Origin of the sequence: Sphingobacterium sp. UBA865, from assembly GCF_002295765.1 — a bacterium.
Classification (GTDB): domain Bacteria; phylum Bacteroidota; class Bacteroidia; order Sphingobacteriales; family Sphingobacteriaceae; genus Sphingobacterium; species Sphingobacterium multivorum.
In genome coordinates this window covers 93,673-112,544 of record NZ_DBGB01000009.1, presented here as the reverse complement: position 1 = coordinate 112,544, position 18,872 = coordinate 93,673, and the positions used below count along the sequence as shown (strand labels likewise).

At 39.8% G+C, this 18,872-nt stretch carries 17 protein-coding genes and 1 tRNA gene; 11 read left to right on the top strand and 7 right to left on the bottom strand.

The features are described 5' to 3' along the window. Positions 1 to 11: 11 nt before the first annotated feature. Both B2O97_RS03335 and B2O97_RS03330 read right to left on the bottom strand, forming a co-directional pair. A complete protein-coding gene (locus B2O97_RS03335; RefSeq protein WP_286766932.1) occupies positions 12 to 974 on the bottom strand; it encodes a relaxase/mobilization nuclease domain-containing protein in 963 nt (320 codons plus the stop codon). After that, complete coding sequence (locus B2O97_RS03330; RefSeq protein WP_286766931.1) at positions 964 to 1,218, bottom strand: plasmid mobilization protein; 255 nt, start codon at positions 1,216 to 1,218, stop codon at positions 964 to 966. Before B2O97_RS03330 ends, B2O97_RS03335 begins: the two co-directional genes overlap by 11 nt. 1 nt (position 1,219) lies before the next feature. On the opposite strand from B2O97_RS03330, the gene B2O97_RS03325 reads away from it, so the two are divergent. After that, a complete protein-coding gene (locus B2O97_RS03325) occupies positions 1,220 to 1,447 on the top strand; it encodes a hypothetical protein (RefSeq protein WP_286766930.1) in 228 nt (75 codons plus the stop codon). Between the two features lie 146 nt (positions 1,448 to 1,593). On the opposite strand, the gene B2O97_RS03320 is transcribed toward B2O97_RS03325, so the two are convergent. The 4 genes from B2O97_RS03320 to B2O97_RS03305 form a co-directional block, all read right to left on the bottom strand. Beyond that, on the bottom strand, positions 1,594 to 1,872 hold the full coding sequence (locus B2O97_RS03320; RefSeq protein WP_115047457.1) for a helix-turn-helix domain-containing protein: 279 nt from the start codon (positions 1,870 to 1,872) through the stop codon (positions 1,594 to 1,596). A gap of 157 nt (positions 1,873 to 2,029) precedes the next feature. Beyond that, complete coding sequence (locus B2O97_RS03315) at positions 2,030 to 2,788, bottom strand: hypothetical protein (protein ID WP_115047458.1); 759 nt, start codon at positions 2,786 to 2,788, stop codon at positions 2,030 to 2,032. A gap of 106 nt (positions 2,789 to 2,894) precedes the next feature. Next, positions 2,895 to 4,130, bottom strand: a complete 1,236-nt coding sequence (locus B2O97_RS03310) for a site-specific integrase (RefSeq protein ID WP_115047460.1) — start codon at positions 4,128 to 4,130, stop codon at positions 2,895 to 2,897. A 657-nt stretch (positions 4,131 to 4,787) separates the two neighbouring features. Beyond that, positions 4,788 to 4,861: transfer RNA gene (locus B2O97_RS03305), tRNA-Pro, on the bottom strand. 435 nt (positions 4,862 to 5,296) lie between these two features. Between B2O97_RS03305 and B2O97_RS03300 the strand changes: the two genes are divergently transcribed. From B2O97_RS03300 to B2O97_RS03275, 6 genes are all read left to right on the top strand, one after another. Next, complete coding sequence (locus B2O97_RS03300) at positions 5,297 to 7,672, top strand: ABC transporter permease (protein ID WP_070563022.1); 2,376 nt, start codon at positions 5,297 to 5,299, stop codon at positions 7,670 to 7,672. Positions 7,673 to 8,067: 395 nt separating this feature from the next. Then, positions 8,068 to 8,415 (top strand): 50S ribosomal protein L19, encoded by a 348-nt coding sequence (gene rplS / locus B2O97_RS03295; protein WP_046671854.1) that lies wholly within the window; start codon positions 8,068 to 8,070, stop codon positions 8,413 to 8,415. 295 nt (positions 8,416 to 8,710) lie between these two features. Further along, positions 8,711 to 9,796, top strand: a complete 1,086-nt coding sequence (locus B2O97_RS03290) for a carbohydrate-binding family 9-like protein (RefSeq protein ID WP_070563028.1) — start codon at positions 8,711 to 8,713, stop codon at positions 9,794 to 9,796. A 123-nt stretch (positions 9,797 to 9,919) separates the two neighbouring features. Continuing rightward, positions 9,920 to 11,530, top strand: coding sequence for a CTP synthase (locus B2O97_RS03285; RefSeq protein WP_070563031.1), 1,611 nt, complete (start codon positions 9,920 to 9,922; stop codon positions 11,528 to 11,530). A gap of 39 nt (positions 11,531 to 11,569) precedes the next feature. After that, on the top strand, positions 11,570 to 13,396 hold the full coding sequence (gene yidC, locus B2O97_RS03280; RefSeq protein WP_070563034.1) for a membrane protein insertase YidC: 1,827 nt from the start codon (positions 11,570 to 11,572) through the stop codon (positions 13,394 to 13,396). 118 nt (positions 13,397 to 13,514) lie between these two features. Further along, positions 13,515 to 14,300, top strand: coding sequence for an META domain-containing protein (locus tag B2O97_RS03275; protein WP_115046679.1), 786 nt, complete (start codon positions 13,515 to 13,517; stop codon positions 14,298 to 14,300). Positions 14,301 to 14,414: 114 nt separating this feature from the next. Here B2O97_RS03275 and B2O97_RS03270 read toward each other — a convergent pair whose 3' ends face one another. Continuing rightward, positions 14,415 to 15,764, bottom strand: coding sequence for an acyl-CoA dehydrogenase family protein (locus tag B2O97_RS03270; protein WP_217493514.1), 1,350 nt, complete (start codon positions 15,762 to 15,764; stop codon positions 14,415 to 14,417). A gap of 354 nt (positions 15,765 to 16,118) precedes the next feature. Between B2O97_RS03270 and B2O97_RS03265 the strand changes: the two genes are divergently transcribed. The 4 genes from B2O97_RS03265 (at position 16,119) to B2O97_RS03250 (ending at position 18,796) form a co-directional block, all read left to right on the top strand. After that, a complete protein-coding gene (locus B2O97_RS03265; RefSeq protein ID WP_046671848.1) occupies positions 16,119 to 16,343 on the top strand; it encodes a hypothetical protein in 225 nt (74 codons plus the stop codon). Positions 16,344 to 16,490: 147 nt separating this feature from the next. Further along, positions 16,491 to 16,694 (top strand): hypothetical protein, encoded by a 204-nt coding sequence (locus B2O97_RS03260; protein WP_070563040.1) that lies wholly within the window; start codon positions 16,491 to 16,493, stop codon positions 16,692 to 16,694. A gap of 125 nt (positions 16,695 to 16,819) precedes the next feature. Further along, positions 16,820 to 18,169, top strand: coding sequence for an adenylosuccinate lyase (purB, locus tag B2O97_RS03255; protein ID WP_286766929.1), 1,350 nt, complete (start codon positions 16,820 to 16,822; stop codon positions 18,167 to 18,169). 72 nt (positions 18,170 to 18,241) lie between these two features. Further along, positions 18,242 to 18,796, top strand: coding sequence for a NifU family protein (locus B2O97_RS03250; protein WP_070563046.1), 555 nt, complete (start codon positions 18,242 to 18,244; stop codon positions 18,794 to 18,796). Positions 18,797 to 18,872: the final 76 nt, after the last annotated feature.

Below are 18,872 nucleotides of genomic sequence, written 5' to 3'. Positions count from 1 at the left end.
TTCTTTTTTGTTTATCGTGATATTCCCCTTGACTGTACTTCCTGTTTTTTCCTTTTTCTCCTGCGCCTTTCCGCATCGCTCATGCTTTCGGGTTCGGGTTCTATCGAAGCGGGAATGTTCAATAAGTCTCCGAGCAATCCCAATCCCTGCGGTTCGTATGTCTGCGACCGCTGTGGCTGTTGCAGTATCTCCCTAATCTGTTCGGCAAGCGGACTGCTGTCCGTAATCGGTTGGGTGGCTTCCATTGCTCGGTTTTCATTTAGCTGTTTCTCCATGTTTGCAAAACTGAACTTGTGGTCAATCGCCGAACCTTTGAATTTCACCCCGTCCTTTTCAAACGAAATGCCCTGCACTTCATTTGTTCCGCTACGGTACTTGTAATGGATGCCGACACCATGTTTTGCAAGCATCGTTTCGACCTGCTTCCATGATGTGGCTTTTGCCATGACGGATTTAAGGGCATCATGTATGGCATAGCGTAATTTGTCGTTGCCACGCAATGCCTGCCTGTTTACCTTTGCCTTGCCCTTACCGAGATGGTAACCGTAACACTCGGTCATCTCCCTGCATATCTTTCGGCTCTTGTGCCAATGGTTGAAATTGCCCATCGTCTTTCCATCGTTGTCCACTCGGTTATAGACGATATGCAGGTGCGGATGTTCCTTGTCCGAATGCAGTACGGTCACATATTGGGTATTCTTGATACCCATCTTTTCCATGTACTCCCTTGCGTGCTGTTCCATTTTCTCCACCGTGAGCTTTTCCCTGTCCTCGTTGCTCCAACTTAGCACGGTATGCCCTACGGCATTGCCAAGCTGTGGGCGCATCTTGCGTTGGGCATTGAGGTCAGCAATGATGGTCTTGGTGCCGTAATCCCTTACGCCTGCCGAGTCCAAAACCTTTGATTGTTCACGCTCCAATAGGTAGCGGACACATCCGCCGAAACTCTTGCCTACGATTAGTTTAGCTATCATCTTTACCAATCCTTTCCATTAAACGTTCCACTTCGCCAAGTAACCTGCGCAGATCCGTTAGGATTGACACAAGTCCGTCCGTATGCGCCAACTTGGTCAATTGGTTGAGATTGTTTGCCATGCCCGACAGGGTACGCAGGTAGCTGGCTTCCTCCCTTGAAAGTCTCGGTATTATGACCGCCGTCCTGGCGGTCTTTCTGAACCATTCGCTTACGACCATTCCTGCACTCTTTGCCCTGCCCACAATGGCGAGCCGTTCGGTAGGGGTCAAGCGGACGACCAGAGAAACGCTACGGGTGATGGCTTTTTTAGGTCGTCCCCGTGTGCGTTTTTTTCCGTCCGTTTCTTTTTCTTTTGCCAATTTTTTCATTGGCAAACCTCCCCAAGTTTACGGACTGCGACCATCGGGAGCATCCGCCGTTCCCCACTCCGCAGAGCGTGGGGGAACGGTTTTTTGCATTGCAAAAAAATAAACTTGCTCCCTACAGGGCGACAAAGGTTTACCTTTGGAGAACTGACTGCGAATGGTCGGTCTTGCCTGCAATCTTTCCGCTGTTCTTTCCGACGGACACCCTGCTTTTGGTCGGGTGCTTGCACCCGTAATGCTGTTTTGCAGATGTTATTCCCCATCTTCCCCTCCCTCCATCAGCCTTTGGATGTCCTCGTACTTGTAGTACATCAGTCCGCCGATTTTCTTGTACGGCAATGTACCGTTTACCCGTAAATTTTGGAGCGTGCCTGCGGATATGCCGAGCAACTTACGTACCTCATAGCTTTTGAGCCATGCCCTCGGCTCATGTACGTGTTTACGTGGGTGGGGACTGTGCTTTCTGATTTCCTCGAACAGTTCCTTTTTGAATTTTTCGAGGTCGTTCCTCGTGATAAGCTCTACGTTCATCTTTCCTCCTTTGTGTTATCGTTAAAAAATCTGTTACCATGCGGACGGAAACAAACGGTATGTTTCAGTCCGCTTTTGGTACAAAGGAATGGGAGAAAGCTGTTCAAAGGATGACCATTATAGGCATTTGGTCAACTTTGGATGTGTATAATAGGTGTTAATCTTCGTTAGATACAATCTTGAAAATCTTATCCTTATCCCTTATAGGACGGTATTTAGTGTTTGGTTTTTCTTTATCGGAAGTAAACCTGCTCCTTATGGTTTCAATGTTGAGTGCTTTGTCTCCGTGTTGGAAATATTTACATATCATCTTCGCCCATACGGTATCGGTAGATGCACTCAAAAGACGTGTGCCGTCTTTGGTCGGGATTCTGATTTCGGGAAATTGGTGCATGAGGTCGATAAAAGCACTCAAATATCCGTTTGTTATCTTCACTTTATATTCGCTTTCATAAATCTTTAACTCTTCAAGCTCTTTGTTCTTCTTTGCAAGTTCCTTTTTCAGCAAGGCAATCTCCATATCATAACGTGTAATGGTAATGTCTACGGGGTCACGGTATCCATAGGTATTTATGGATATAAGATAGTCTCGGAATATGCGCAGGCATTTGAGATTGACACGGTTACGTCCGTGCTTACGTGAAAAAGGGGATTCCTTTCTGATAGCTTCGATATGGTCGGCAACTATCTCCCTTACGTGTGCGTAAAACTCGGCTTCGGTACATTTGCCCGTGCTTACGGCATACTCCATGTGATAATTATAATACTGCTCCTGTTCCTCGTTGCCAATGACATACAGCCGTGTAAGAAAATGGTTGTCATCGTAGTAATTCCAAAAGCCGATAGGGCTACCGATGTCATATCGGTGTTTTCTTCTGCTGAACGGTCGGCGTGTCTTAAAATAGGTATCTCGCATAGCTATCAATTTTTGGACGTTTGAAACAATAAAAGAGACAGTACAAAAAGCACTGTCTCTAACAAATATACTGAATTTGAGGGGTTCTTGGGGAAACACTGGTCTTTCAGCTTCCCGATGCCATGCGCTCCCTTAGGTTCTGCATATCCTCACTTAACTTGTGTTCGACCACTTTGGCATAAATCTGTGTGGTTCGGATGCTCGTGTGCCCGAGCATCTTGCTCACCGATTCAATAGGTACGCCGTTGCTCAATGTGACCGTAGTGGCAAAGGTATGCCGTGCGATATGGAACGTAAGGTCTGTACTTATTTCGCATAGCTCTGCTATTTCCTTTAGGTAGCCGTTCATCCGCTGATTGGAGATAATAGGGAATACCGTACCGTTGCTTATTGACCTCGGGTCTTCTCGGTATTTTTCCATCAGTGCCCTTGCTTTTGGCAATAAGGGAATGCGGACACTTGTGTCCGTCTTTGCCCTGCTTGTATATATCCATAGGTCACCATCTATGCCCGTGATTATATTGTCGGGCGTGAGTTCCGCAAGGTCTATATACGCAAGCCCTGTATAACAGCTAAAAAGGAACATATCCAATACTTGTTGCAAACGCTCGACCCTAAACCTTTTGTTTTCGAGTTTGTCAAGTTCCTGTTTTGTTAAGCTTTTGCGTTCCACTTTGTCAAAGTGTTTCCTAAACTTGGCAAAGGGGTCTTTTGCAAGCCAGTCCATTGTAACCGCCATATTGACCATTTTACGTAAACGCTCGATGTGTTTCATGATGCCGTTGTTGTTCAGCGGTCTATGGTGGTCTTTCGGTTTGTAATTCCGCAGGTAATATTCAAAATCGGATATAAACGAATAATTCAGTTCTAAAATGGCTATATCTGTACGGCGGTACTTCTCTTTTAGAAAGCGTTTGATATAGCTTTGTGTGGTATAGTAGTTCTTCATTGTACCGTAGGCAAGTTTGCTTTCCTGTTCCTTGTTATGGTACTCAATCAGACTGCCGAGTGTCCGCCCCGACTGTGCAGACCCCGTTACCCGTTCACGGATGACAGCACCGTCTACTATACTTCCCGATAGTACCGTCTCTTGATAGGTATCAATGATTTTCGCCTTGAAACGTGCAAGGAATCGGTTAAGTTCCGCCGTTTCCTCACGGCTACCCCTTGCCAATCCTTTTTTGGCATCCCATCCCGATACGGCTATGGAACGTTTGACGGATATTTCCGTGCGTTTGCCGTTCACCGTTACCCTTGCGTAGATAGGTGCTGTTCCCTGTGCTGTTGTTTTCTGCTTCTTGAGGTAAAAGATAACCCCGAATGTGCAATTTTGTGTTTTCATATCAACTAACTTTAATGGTTGCATATCAGTGTTTTGGTGCTATTTGCTTGGGTTTGATATGAAAAGGGTCTTCAATCGGTTAAAACCCTGTATCAAACGACTACAAAAAGCAACAAAACAAACAAGCACAAAAAGCTGATTTTTAGATATTTGGACCCATTTCGGTGACCCAAAATTAGGTATAGAAAATGGGTAACCGAATAGGTCTCATTTTCTTTGGTTTTACTTGAACAAATTGGGGTAAGAAAAAAAGAAAAACCCCTCAAATCATACGATTAGAGGGGTTTTGACCGCCTTTGTAGGCTTCTTGGTCGGGGTGGCAGGATTCGAACNNCCTTTGTTTTGTGTGGCACAAAAGTAAATTAAAAATATGTTTTTTTCAAAAATATTCTCTACATAACACCTAACAAGCTGACTTATTGTAAAATAATTTACAAAACATATAAAACACATATCGATTTCGATCCATAATAATTTTAAAAACCAGCATGACTGCCCTGAATAGCGAAGTTAACACTTGGCTAGCTAAAATAGCGGGATTGGCTGGCCCTGACTGAGTTTCCTCCGGATCAATCTAAATAACACCCTAAAGGCCGTAGGTTCGCCTTCCTACCCTGAAACAAAAAAAAGCCCTAACTTTCGTTAGAGCTTTTCTAGTCGGGGTGGCAGGATTCGAACCTACGACCTCCACATCCCAAATGTGGCGCGATACCGGGCTACGCTACACCCCGAAAAGGTATCACCTTTGTTTTGTGTGGCACAAATATACGCTTCTTACAAATTATTTGCAAATGAAAAACATAAAATAAAACTAACAAGTTGTTATATTGCGACATACTCTTTGCCCTGACGATACATAGCTCTCCTTTATACATCAAATCTAATGCTATTTCGAATATTTGTCACTTCGATCAAGCGCTCACCTGTCAATTAAAATCTTTTTGACCTCCCCACTGTAGCCTGTTCGAATATGAACATGAAGTGTTCGAATCCAAACACTTTAACCACAAAAAGAAAGAATACAATCTATTGACTAAAAATACTTTAGCCCTTTGGCCGCTTTTTTGAAATTGATCCATTGAACATTTTTTTCAAAATAGAAATCAACCTATCCTTCAACGGGATTGATTACCATAAGTTCAGAATGAACACTTATAACAAAAAGTATGATAAAGACCTATTTCCAAATCGCCTGGAGAAACCTTATTAAGAACAAGGTTTTTTCCTTTATCAATATCCTTGGCTTAACAATAGGCATCACCGTCTGCGCAATGATATTCCTGTTTATCGCCAATCAGTTTAGCTTCGACAAGTTTCACAGCCAAGGTGACCGGATCTATCGGGTCATGCGTGGCTTTGACAACACCAAAGACCGCGCTCCTTATTTATCTGCACCCTATGCCACCGCCTTAATAACCGATTATCCGGATGATATCAAAAAAGCTGTACGGGTAATGCCTGCCAATGGGTTATTCTCTTTTGGCAATATCGCATTCAATGAAAAGAAACTCTTTATTGCAGATGACGATTTCTTTGAACTATTTAGTTTTCCGCTCATCAAGGGAAATCCAATGACTGTTTTAAAAAATCCAACAAGTGTTGTATTAACGGAAAAAACTGCGAAAAAATATTTTGGAGATGAGAATCCCATCGGTAAAATACTACAGCTTGATAAAAATAAACAATTAACCGTTACTGGGATCGCTAAAGATCTTCCGGTCAATTCGCATCTGGATTTTGATCTCATTATCCCCTTATCCAATTATCTCGATACCGAACCCTTTAAAGCCTGGCAAAACAACAATTTATTCACTTACATCTTACTTGACGAACATAAGGATGCTAGGCAATTGGAAAAGCAGTTTCCTGATTTCATGAATAGGCATATGAAAGCAGTTTCTACCAATATGGGCATTCATTTTGATCTTGCGCTTACACCGCTACGAGACGTCTATCTTGAATCCCACAGCGCATTTGACAGCGCAAAACATGGCGACAAAAAGGTTATTTACATTTTTCTTTCCATCGCCATACTTATATTGATTATCGCCTGCATCAATTTCATGAATCTCTCAACAATACGTGCAGTTGACCGATCAAAAGAAGTTGGTTTAAGAAAGGTACTTGGCGCTCGACGTCTTCAATTAATGGGACAGTTTATCGGAGAATCCATTTTATTAACCAGCATATCCTGCGCACTCGCCATGTGTCTGTTGCAACTACTCATGCCTGTATATAATCAACTATTGGGATACAGCCTAACAGTCCCATGGAATTCATGGCCGATCTATATTTTTTTGATTGCAGTTATCATTATAGTAGGTCTATTAGCGGGAAGTTACCCCGCATTATACCTTTCGACCTTCTCCCCTATACAGGCATTAAAAGGCAAATTGCGCTTCGGCAAGGGCGGCACACTGTTCCGACATACGCTGGTTGTATTCCAATTCAGCATATCCATTTTACTTATCATCGGTACACTGATTATCTCCAAGCAGATGAAATATGTAAAAGAACTAGGGCTCGGCTACGACAACCAACAGACTGTGGTTATTCCAATAGACAATGAAGAACTGTACAACAACCTTCGTACATTCAAAAACGAATTATCTGTGAGCAGTGATATTGCATCGGTCTCCTTTATGTCCGGTGAACCGGGCGGCTTCTTCGATAGCCACACATTCGAGGTCGAAGGAAAGAACGGTGAGAAGTGGAAGTCAAGGACAGAGTTCACTGATTTTGACTATGTAAGTACGTTGAAACTCAAAATAATAGCAGGCCGAAACTTTTCAATACAACACCCGACCGACTCCACTAGGGCTGTATTAGTCAATCGTACTGCAGCATCGATGCTTGGATTTACTCCCGAACAGGCCATTGGCAAATGGATAAAAAATACGATCCGCGATCAATCCCCCCGGACAATCATTGGTGTAATTGATGATTTTAACTTCCTATCCCTAAAAGAAAACATGGATGCATTAGTTGTTGCCCCTTCTGATGATCTAAGGGTAGCCCTTATCCGCTTAAACACAAAAGATTTCCCTGCAGCCCTAAAAACTATTAGAACCGCATTTGGGAAAGTAGCCCCATTATATCCGTTTGAATACAGTTTTTTGGACCAGAAATTCGATATGCTGTACAAAACTGATCTTAGGCAACAACGTATACTCAGTCTTTTTTCTGGATTGGCCATATTTATCGCGTGCCTAGGCCTCTATGGTTTAGCCTCATTTACGGCTGCCAAACGAAACAAAGAGATCGGAATTCGCAAGGTGCTTGGCGCTTCGGTATCGGGTGTCACTACATTACTGTCCAGAGATTTTATAAAACCCGTATTAATTGCCTTGATAATCGCCTCGCCGATCGCCTGGCTAACCATGAACAAATGGCTGGAAGACTTTGCTTACCGCATCGAGATCCAATGGTGGATGTTTGTGCTGGCGGGACTAGTAACAATAGGCATCGCATTAATTACAGTAAGTTGGCAGGCTATCCGAACAGCCATAGCTAATCCTATAAACAGCTTACGGGACGAATAAAAAGAGGATACAAAAAAAGCTCTAACTTTCGTTAGAGCTTTTAAGTCGGGGTGGCAGGATTCGAANNTTGTTTTGTGTGGCACAAATATCGAATCATTTTTTGACTTTGTCAACACCCTATAGAAAATTAATCACTAAACAGCTGATTGATTGCATAATATTTTTATCAAAAGAATATATTCTATTGAATTTAGCAATCAAAAACCCTTTCCATATAGCCTACAAAGGAATATTCAAAATATCTTTAGATTATCCATTTCATTTTCATATCTTTGCATCCGATTTGAATATCAGTCAATAGTTTTTTAAAAAAGTATTTTTATATTCAGAAAATAAGTCGTAATATTGCATTCCGATTTTTACAGGATATAAATCGTTAATAATTACTCGAAATCATGGATTTAGTAAAATTTGTAGAAGAACAAGCGGTAGTAAAGAATGAAATTCCCGCTTTCAAAGCTGGAGATACCATCAGCGTTCATTATAAAATTCGCGAAGGAAATAAGGAGCGTGTACAGGTGTACCAAGGTGTAGTAATTCAATTAAACAGCGAAGGTGCTAACGCTACTTTTACCGTTCGTAAAATCTCAAACGGTGTAGGTGTTGAACGTATTTTCCCTGTAAACTCACCAAACATTGAAAAAATTGAAGTAAACAGCTACGGTAAAGTTCGTCGCGCGAAATTATTCTATTTACGCGGCCTTACTGGTAAAGCTGCTCGTATTAAATCGAAAAGAATCTAATTACGACTACCACGGCATAAAAAAAGGCTTTGAAATCATTCAAAGCCTTTTTTTATACCCTACCACCCGTAGCTTCCAAAACGCAGGTCATACAAACCACTGCTTCTGTAATAAATTTAGGACAATTATATATTGTTTCCTAAAATCACACCCTCCTCTTTGCCGCGCTAAAACATTTTACTTACTTTTAGCTTCGTATCTGAAAGGTAGAATCGTAGATGATCACAATAGTTAAAAACATCCTAATTTTGTTCCATCTTCACTTTGCTGCCGTTAAAAATCAAACTGTATCTTGATGAGAATTATAGCTTTTATCCTTGCTTTTATAAGCTATCCGACCTTTACTTTTGCACAACGGAATCTGAATGAATTTCTTCAGTTACAGTCGCGCCCTGAAACCTATTATGTACACCCAGCAACAGATGCAATCACGATTGACGGAAAGGACGATGAGGCTTCCTGGTCAAAAGCGCCATGGACAGACTCTTTTAAGGATATTGAGGGATTAAATAAGCCTGTTCCTACTTTTAAGACGCAAGTCAAGATGCTTTGGGATAAAGAAAACCTTTATCTTTTTGCCAAGCTTCAAGAACCTCATATCAAAGGATATTTAAGACAGAAAGATACAATCATCTATCATGACAATGATTTTGAGATCTTTCTCAAGCCAAATCTATTCTCTCCGGAATATATAGAGATTGAAATAAATGCATTAAATACAGTTATGGATCTTTTGATGACTAAACCTTATCGCTTTGGCGGTAGGGCTAATCTAAATTGGGACACAAAAGATATTGAAACTGCAGTCTATCATGCCGGGTCCATCAACAATCCACAAGACAAGGATGAATTTTGGACTGTGGAAATGAAAATACCTGTAAAAAGTCTAAAATACTTTGGCGAAGGAAATCAGATCAAAGTAAATGAAACCTGGAAGATAAACTTCTCACGCGTTCAGTGGCATTATGACAACACCGAAACCACCTACAGCAAGAGAAAAGACAATACGGGTAAGACGCTCGCTGAAGAGAACTGGGTATGGTCTCCAATCGGCCTCGTTAATATGCATTACCCCGAGCGATGGGGACATATAAAATTTGTTGATGATGCAAACCATCAACCTATCGACCAGCAATTCCTCGCGCTCGAAAAAGTTACCTGGAATATCTTTTACCTGCAACAGATCTATAGAAACGATAAAAAACGTTATGCAACGTCAATTCAGGAGTTAAGCAAATTATATCCTGAAATTATAAATGAGCAAAAAAATTATGAGATTGTATTTTCAAACAGTATTAATTTCTATCGCATTGAAATCAAGTCAAAAGCACAGCCTACATTAAAGACGACAATCGATAGCCAAGGTAACATCTATTTTTAATTTAATTATTCGAGCGATCTTCAATTCTGATTTTGAATAAAAATTGCTATCTTTGTATCCCGTACATAAAGCAACTATTATTGGTCATTTTGACCACATAAAATTGAAAATCCTTTAATTGTTATGACTAAATATATTTTTGTTACGGGCGGCGTTACTTCGTCGTTGGGGAAAGGTATTATTGCTGCCTCCCTTGCTAAACTTCTCCAGGCGCGTGGCTATAAAGTTACCATTCAAAAATTCGACCCTTACATTAACATCGACCCAGGAACATTAAATCCATATGAGCATGGAGAATGCTATGTTACGGAAGATGGTGCTGAAACAGACCTTGACTTAGGTCATTACGAGCGCTTCCTGAACGTCCCTACTTCACAAGCAAATAACGTCACGACAGGCCGCATCTATCAACACGTTATCCAACAAGAACGTGAAGGTGCATATTTAGGAAAAACTGTTCAAGTGATTCCCCATATCACAGATGAGATAAAACGCAGAATGCAACTGTTGGGTGAGTCTGGTGAATATGACATTATCATCACTGAATTGGGCGGAACCGTGGGCGATATTGAGTCCTTACCTTTTGTGGAGGCCGTAAGACAACTTCGCTGGGAATTAGGAGCCAATAATTCGCTGGTTATCCATTTGACTTTAGTCCCTTACCTAGCTGCTGCAGGTGAGCTTAAAACTAAACCTACGCAACATTCAGTAAAAACATTATTGGAATATGGTGTACAACCAGATATTCTAGTGTGTCGTACTGAACATAAATTATCACAAGAAATCCGTAAAAAATTAGCGCAATTCTGTAATGTCAACATCAACGCCGTCGTAGAATCTATCGATGCGTCGACGATTTATGACGTTCCATTACTGATGCTAAAGGAGAATCTTGATAAAACAGCATTAACAAAGCTAAAACTTTCCAACAAAAATGAGCCTGATTTAGAAAATTGGAAGAACTTCCTTGGCAAACTCAAAAACCCAACTAGTGAAGTGAATATTGCTTTGGTTGGAAAATATGTAGAACTTCCAGATGCTTACAAGTCCATTATCGAAGGATTTATCCATGCAGGAGCAACAAACGAATGTAAAGTAAAAGTAAGCTATATTGCTGCTGAAAGTGTTACAAAAGAAAATGTTGCTGAAAAGCTAAAAGGTATGGATGGAGTTTTGGTTGCTCCAGGATTCGGCGAACGCGGTTTGGACGGCAAGCTAAATGCTATTCAGTATGTTCGTGAAAATAATATTCCGTTCTTTGGTATCTGTTTAGGTATGCAATGTTCGGTTATCGAATTCGGAAGAAACGTGTTGGGGTTAAAAGATGCCAACAGTTTTGAAATGGATGCCAACACCAGCAATCCGGTCATCAATTTGATGGAAGAACAGAAGAATATCACCAATATGGGCGGTACAATGCGTTTAGGTGCTTACGACTGCGAAATTAAAAAAGGAACTAAAGCCTTTGCCATCTATGGTAAAACAAAAATTTCTGAAAGACACCGTCACCGTTATGAATTTAACAATGACTATTTAAAACAATATGAAGCAGCTGGAATGATTGCTTCAGGATTCAACCCGGAGACTGGATTAGTTGAAATTGTCGAATTGAAAAACCATCCATTTTTCGTTGCCGGACAATTTCATCCAGAATTAAAGTCAACTGTTGCAAATCCTCACCCACTTTTTGTTAGCTTTGTAGCCGCTGCTTTGGCCAACAAAAAATCAAAGTAGTAATAGAAGGATACAATTAATTAAGTTTAATTATTAAAAATGGATAGAAATACCCTAATTGGTTTGGTCCTGATGTTTGCTATCATCACTGGTTCATTTTACCTGATGAAGCCTTCAGAATCAGAAATCAAACAAGAACAAGCGAGACAAGAGGCTAAAGCGCGTACAGAAAAAGGACTGCCTGCCGAAAGTGACTCTACCGCTAAAGCCAAAGCAGCACAAACAGCAGTGATTGCTGATTCGGCGGAATTGAAAAAACCTTTTGGCGCGACAAAATTTGGAACGGAGAAAGTCATTACGATTGAAAACGAGAAAATCATTGCCAAAATCAGTACAAAAGGTGGTAAGGTTAAATCCGTAGAACTAAAAGGCGAAAAGAATTTCAATGGAAAACCGTTGATGCTTTTTGATGGCGACGACAACAAGTTTGGTTTTCAATTTAACGCAGCTGGTCAAAATGTGTCAACAAATGATTTATACTTCAGTACAGAGTCTTCGGATATCCAAGTTTCTGCTGAAGGTAAACAATCTGTGAAATTCCGACTAAATTACAGTGCCGATCAATATATTGAATATGTATACTCGATTGCTGGCAAAGGTTATAATGTAGGACTGGACATTAACACAAAAGGGATACAGAATTTAATTCCGCAGAGTCAAAAAACGTTGACCCTGAACTGGAACACCACGTTGAGACAGAAAGAGCAAAACATAGAATCGGAAAGACAGAAATCTACCCTGTATTATAAAGAAGATAATAAAGTAGATCACCTTTCCGAATCAAAAGATGCTGATGAAGCATTGGAGAAAAAAGTACAATGGATTGCATTCAAGCAGCATTACTTCTCTAGTATCCTCAGCACTAAAGATGGCTTTGTCAACGCAAAAGTGGATGTAAAACATGCGTCAGAAACCGATATCGTTAAATTCTACAACACAAACGCGGAATTAGCATTTGATAACCACAAAGACAACAACTATTCCTTAAACTTCTTCTTTGGGCCAAATCAATACAATGTATTGAAGGCTGAAGGAAATGATTATCAATCGATTATCAATATGGGTTGGGGCCCTATGCGTTGGATCAACCAATGGATTACAGTACCTGTATTCAACTTCCTGGATGGTTTCCATATGAGCTACGGTATCGTTATCCTTTTATTGACATTGATGTTGAAGTTGATTCTTTCCCCAATGACCTACAAGTCTTATGTCTCTATGGCCAAAATGCGTGTTTTAAAACCGCAGCTGGATGAGATCAAAGCAAAAGTGGGTGAAGACAATCAAATGTTGATGCAGCAGGAGCAAATGAAATTGTACAAACAGGTTGGTGTGAATCCACTTGGCGGATGTCTTCCTCTTGTCTTACAAATGCCATTTACCATTGCGTTCTTCTACTTCTTTCCAAATTTATTTGAATTGAGAGGACAAAGCTTCTTGTTTATGAAGGACATGTCAACTTATGATACGCTATTCACATTTGCACCTATTTTTGGATCATTCAATCACATCTCTTTGATGTGTATCTTGATGACATTGACAACACTGTTAACGACCTGGTATAACAACGCTACATCTGGTGCTACAGGACAAATGAAATACATGGGCTATATCATGCCGTTGATTTTCTTCTTTGTTTTGAATAGCTTCCCAGCGGGTTTGAATTACTACTATTTCTTAAGTGCATTATTTACGTTCTTAACGCAGTTGGTTATTCGCACTATGGTGAATGATGAGAAAATCTTAGCTAAATTGGAGGAAAATAAAAAGAATCCAAAAGCAGATAAAAAATCGAGCTTCCAAACGAAAATGGAAGAAATGATGCGTGCACAACAACAGGCACAACAAAATAAAAACAAATCGTAAGATTTATCCTACTGATAAAGAAGGCTTCTAATTGGAAGCCTTTTTTTGTTTGTGAACTTTTGTAGCATTTTGTCAAACCAAACGTTAAAAAGGGTGTTAATAGGTTAAAATTTAGAATATGAACTTTAAAAACATCGCCATACTGGCCATCTTAATCGTTAGTCTTGGAAGTTGCTCTGTGATCAAGAAAAACGCGAATGAGCAGAACACAGACAGTAGCCTGTCGTCAGTAATTGGAAAAAAATGGCAATTGATTGAAATCAATGGACAGCCAGTAGCGGCTCAGATCAACGGCAAAATGCCTTACCTCCAGCTGGACGAAAAAAGTTACAGTGCAAGTGGGGGATGTAATGGCATCGGTGGAGAATTGACTTTATCAAAGAATGGAAAGGTTAAATTTGCTCAGGGTATGTCTACGATGATGGCCTGTCCGGATATGTCTATTGAACAAGCCTTATCCAAAAACCTTATTGCTGCAGATAATTATACGGTTAAGGATGGTATTCTTAGCTTAAACAAAGCGAAAATGGCTCCCCTGGCAAAATTTAAACTGATTCAGGACAATAAGCAACAACTTAGTGGAACTTGGGAACTTGATTATATATCCGGCCCACGGATTGCTTTCGACGGCCTATATCCCAATCGTAAACCAACCATGATCTTTGATGCTTCCAGTGGTAAAGTAAACGGAAATAGCAGCTGCAATAACTACAATATGACTTTTAAAACGAATGGAAACACCATCAATTTTGGCCCCATTATGTCGACAAAAATGGCCTGTGAAGGTAATGGTGAAGCAACCTTCTTTTCGACCTTAGAAAAGGTAAATACCTTTAGCATAAGCGAGAATACATTGACATTTATCATGGGAGATATTGCTATTATGCGATTCAAACGGAAATAGAAAATTAGATTTTTGCTCCAAATGAAGTAAAACTGGCGTTGTTACGGAACAACGCCAGTTTTATATATTAAGCGATATTTGGCAACAGAATGCCAAAGACCAGCCTGATAATCCCTAAACAAAGGCACTAAATCCAGTTATACTTCTACCAACAATAAGTGAATTGATTTCTTTTGTCCCCTCATAGGAATAAATGGCTTCAGCATCGGCCAAAAAGCGTGCGACATTATATTCCAACAGAATACCGTTTCCGCCCATGACCTCTCGAGCCTTGGAAACAATATCCCTCGTACGTAAAGAACAGAAGACTTTGGCCAGCGAGGCATGTTCATCTCTTAGCTCACCCTTATCCTGTAATTCAGATAATCTGAAGACAAGCGTTTGCATGGCCGTTAAATTGGACAACATTTCGACCAGGTGATTTTGAATAAGCTGAAAAGAGGCGATTGGTTTACCAAATTGCTTCCTTTTACGTGTATAATCCAAGGCATTTTCATAGGCACCTCTCGCACATCCAACGGCCATCCAAGCAACACCTGCTCGCGTCATCTGAAGAACCTTTCCTGTATCTTTAAAGGAATTTGCATTTTGCAGGCGATCACTTTCTGGAACGATGCAATTCGCTAAAGTAATAAGACCATTCTGTACAATACGCAAAGCCATCTTATCTTTAATTTTCTCAACTGAAAAACCTGGGTTATCTTTTCGTACGATAAAACCTTTAACTTCATCATCATCAAGATCCCTAGCCCAAACAATGGTTATATCCGAAAAGGTGGAGTTCCCGATCCATTTTTTCTGACCATTTAACACCCAACCTTCGGCGGTCTTCTTACAGGTTGTTGTCAATCCGCCCGCTGCTCCCGACCCTACTTCGGGCTCGGTTAGACCAAAAGCACCAATCACTTGCATTTTCTGCATTCTAGGCAACCACTCCTGTTTTTGTTCTTCGGATCCGCATATATAGATTGATCCCATAGCCAAACCACTCTGTACGCCAAAAAAAGTCGCTACAGAAGCATCAACACGTGCTATCTCAGCTGCTATGATCCCTTCCATTAAAGAACTCCCCCCCATACAGCCATACCCATCGTAGGTATAGCCACAAATATTTAAAGCGGCTAGTTTCGGTATAATTTCAAAAGGAAATTCATCTCTTAACCAATATTTATTGACAATTGGCTTGACTTCAGTCTCCATAAATTCCCGCACCTTCAATTGCAATGCACGATCTGAATCGTTTAATTTGCTATCCATAGCATAGAAATCACCATTGATAGGAGGTAATTCCTTTTTTTCTTTTCCTGCACTCAGCATTTTCATTAAGCCATGAAGCTGCTTATCATCCATTTTTGATACGGCATCCATTACTGCTCCCAAGTCCACTTTCTTCGATATTTCTTCCAATTTGCCAAAGTCTATTGATTTTGCCAAATCCATTATATTCTTTACTTTATCAAACATAATTGCAATTTCTTTTTAAGTGTTTACTTTTTAAAATAAGAAAAATAATCGAAAATTGTTTGTTATCAGTACCATCTTATCCCCAGATTGGCTAAAATACATTCACACAAGCTCAGCACAACAAACACACAAGAACGACACAACGATCACCCTTCCTTAGCCCTTGTTAAGCTAAAGGATGACACAAGCCGAGACTTGTGGGATACCATCTTATTCTAAACAAATTAAACAACTTAAATTCAGTCATTTATATATTATTTTAAAAAAAACATATTTTTTGGGTTACCTTTTTTGGTTACGTGTATTAAGAGATGAAAAAGAAAATTATTTCAATTTAAATTAGAAAATTAGAAAATGAAAAACGCATTAAAATTCGGTTTCTTAGGTTTAGCTTTAACTGTAGCTTTCGCATCTTGTAACAATTCAGAGAAAAAAGCTGAAGGTGCTGCAGATTCAGCTTCTGCTTTAGTTGATTCAGCTGCTAACACATTAGATTCAGCTGCTACTAAAGTTGATTCAGCTGCTGCTAAAGTTGATTCGGCTGCTGCTAAAGTTGATTCAGCTGCTACTAAAAAATAATTTAGGACTGAATAGAGCTTTTGGAAGGCCTTTTTTACGAAAGGCCTTTCTTTTTTTTTCAAAAAAAGAAATACAGGGGTTACCTTTTTTGTTTAATGGTATTAACTCCTAAATAACAAGATTTAAAAATATTTTAATTTTAATAAAATGAAAAACGCATTCAAATTCGGTTTCTTAGGTTTAGCTTTAACATTGGCTTTCGCATCATGTGGTGAAACTGCTAAAAAAACTGACGCTGCTACTGATTCAGCTAACGTTGCTTTAGATTCAGCTAACACTCAATTGGATTCAGCAAAATCTGCTGTAGATTCAGCTGCTGCTAAAGTTGATTCAACTAAAGCTGCTCACTAATTCTCTGAAAAGAATTTACACCGTATAGAAAGCTTCCTTCAGCAAGGAGGCTTTTTTTATATCTACACCAATTAAATTGCTAAGCTCCAAGCATTTTTTTACCTTTGCCAAAAATCATTCAATCTATGGCTTTATCATCTTTAACAGCAGTTACGCCTATTGACGGACGCTATTACAATAATACTAATGAACTTTCAGCATTTTTTTCCGAATTTGCCTTAATAAAATATCGTGTACGCGTAGAAGTCGAATATTTTATTGCATTAAGCGAGTCTGGTATCGCTCAATTGCAACAGTTTGACAAAACACTAAATGAAAAATTAAGGGATATCTATAGGAATTTTTCTGAAGAAGATGCCATTTGGATCAAAAACACGGAGAAAGTTACGAACCATGATGTTAAAGCTGTTGAGTATTTTCTAAAAGATCAATTTGAAAAATTAGGATTACAGGACTACCTTGAATTTATTCATTTTGGTTTGACTTCACAAGATATCAATAACACAGCCATTCCACTTTCCTGGAAAGAAGCAATTAAAGAGAGCTATACACCTGCAATCGAAGAATTGCTTCATGAATTGAAATCTTTGGCAACTTCGTGGTCAGAGATCCCGATGTTGGCACGTACCCATGGACAGCCAGCATCTCCAACTCGTTTGGGCAAAGAGTTCTATGTTTTCATTGAACGTATTGAACGTCAATTGCAACTATTACATCAAGTACCGTATTCAGCTAAATTTGGTGGAGCGACTGGTAATTTTAATGCGCATCACGTTGCATATCCAGCGACAAATTGGATCGATTTTGGAAATAATTTCGTCAACAATATCTTGGGTTTAGACCGTTCACAAACGACCACGCAAATTGAGCACTACGATAACTTTGCGGCAAGTTGTGACGCCTTAAAACGGATCAACAATATTGTCATCGATTTATGCCGTGACATTTGGACATATATTTCGATGGAATATTTTAAACAAAAAATTACTGCCGGTCAAATCGGTTCTTCGGCTATGCCACATAAAGTCAACCCGATAGACTTTGAAAATGCAGAAGGAAATTTAGGTATTGCAAATGCAATTTTCGAGCACCTTGCAGCGAAGTTACCTGTTTCCCGTCTTCAACGGGATTTAACAGATTCTACGGTATTACGTAATATTGGTGTTCCATTTGCACATACCCTAATTGCTATTAAATCAACTTTGAGAGGGTTACGCAAATTGATCTTAAACGAACAGGCATTAGCCAATGATCTTGAAAATAATTGGGCTGTTGTTGCGGAGGCACTACAAACTATACTAAGAAGGGAAGGTTATCCTAAGCCGTATGAAGCTTTAAAAGACCTAACACGTACCAACACACATGTTACGAAAGAAACGATAGCGACATTTGTTGATAATCTAAATGTGTCAGCGGAAGTTAAGGCGGAACTAAAAGCAATCAGTCCTTCGAACTACACAGGTATTACTTTATAAGCTTTTACTTATAGATGACCTTAAGAAAGCTTCTTTTGACCTATATTTGCTTGGAATAAAAATAGATAATACATGGCTACGATTAACGTATATACAGAGTCTACACCCAATCCTTCTACAATGAAGTTCTTGGTCAACAAATTGTTGATCAACGGTAGTGTAGATTATCCAAATAAAGAAGCAGCACAAGATTCACCGTTTGCACTTGAATTATTCAAATTTAACTTTGTCAATGGGGTATTTTTTGCAAGTAACTTCGTGACCATTACCAAAACTGAAGATGCGGAATGGGAAGACATTGAAGCTTTGCTAAAAGACTTTGTAAAAGGTGCTGTAGAGTCTGAACTTGCTGTAAAAACGGTACACCACGATACAGAGGTTAATTTTGAAGGTACTGAAACTGAAGTGAAGATACAACAAGTATTACATGATTATGTGAGACCTGCTGTTGAACAAGATGGTGGAGCAATCCATTATAAATCCTTCAACGAAGGTATTGTGACAGTTGAACTAAAAGGTTCTTGCAGTGGTTGTCCATCCTCGACAATCACATTAAAAGCAGGAATTGAGGGATTGTTGAAACGCATGGTTCCAGAAGTGACTGAAGTAGTGGCAGAGGCCATGTAATCACAGCTATTCGATACAATAAAAAAAGGATTCAGTAGTTAATTTTGCTGAATCCTTTTTTTTATCCCCTAAGTCC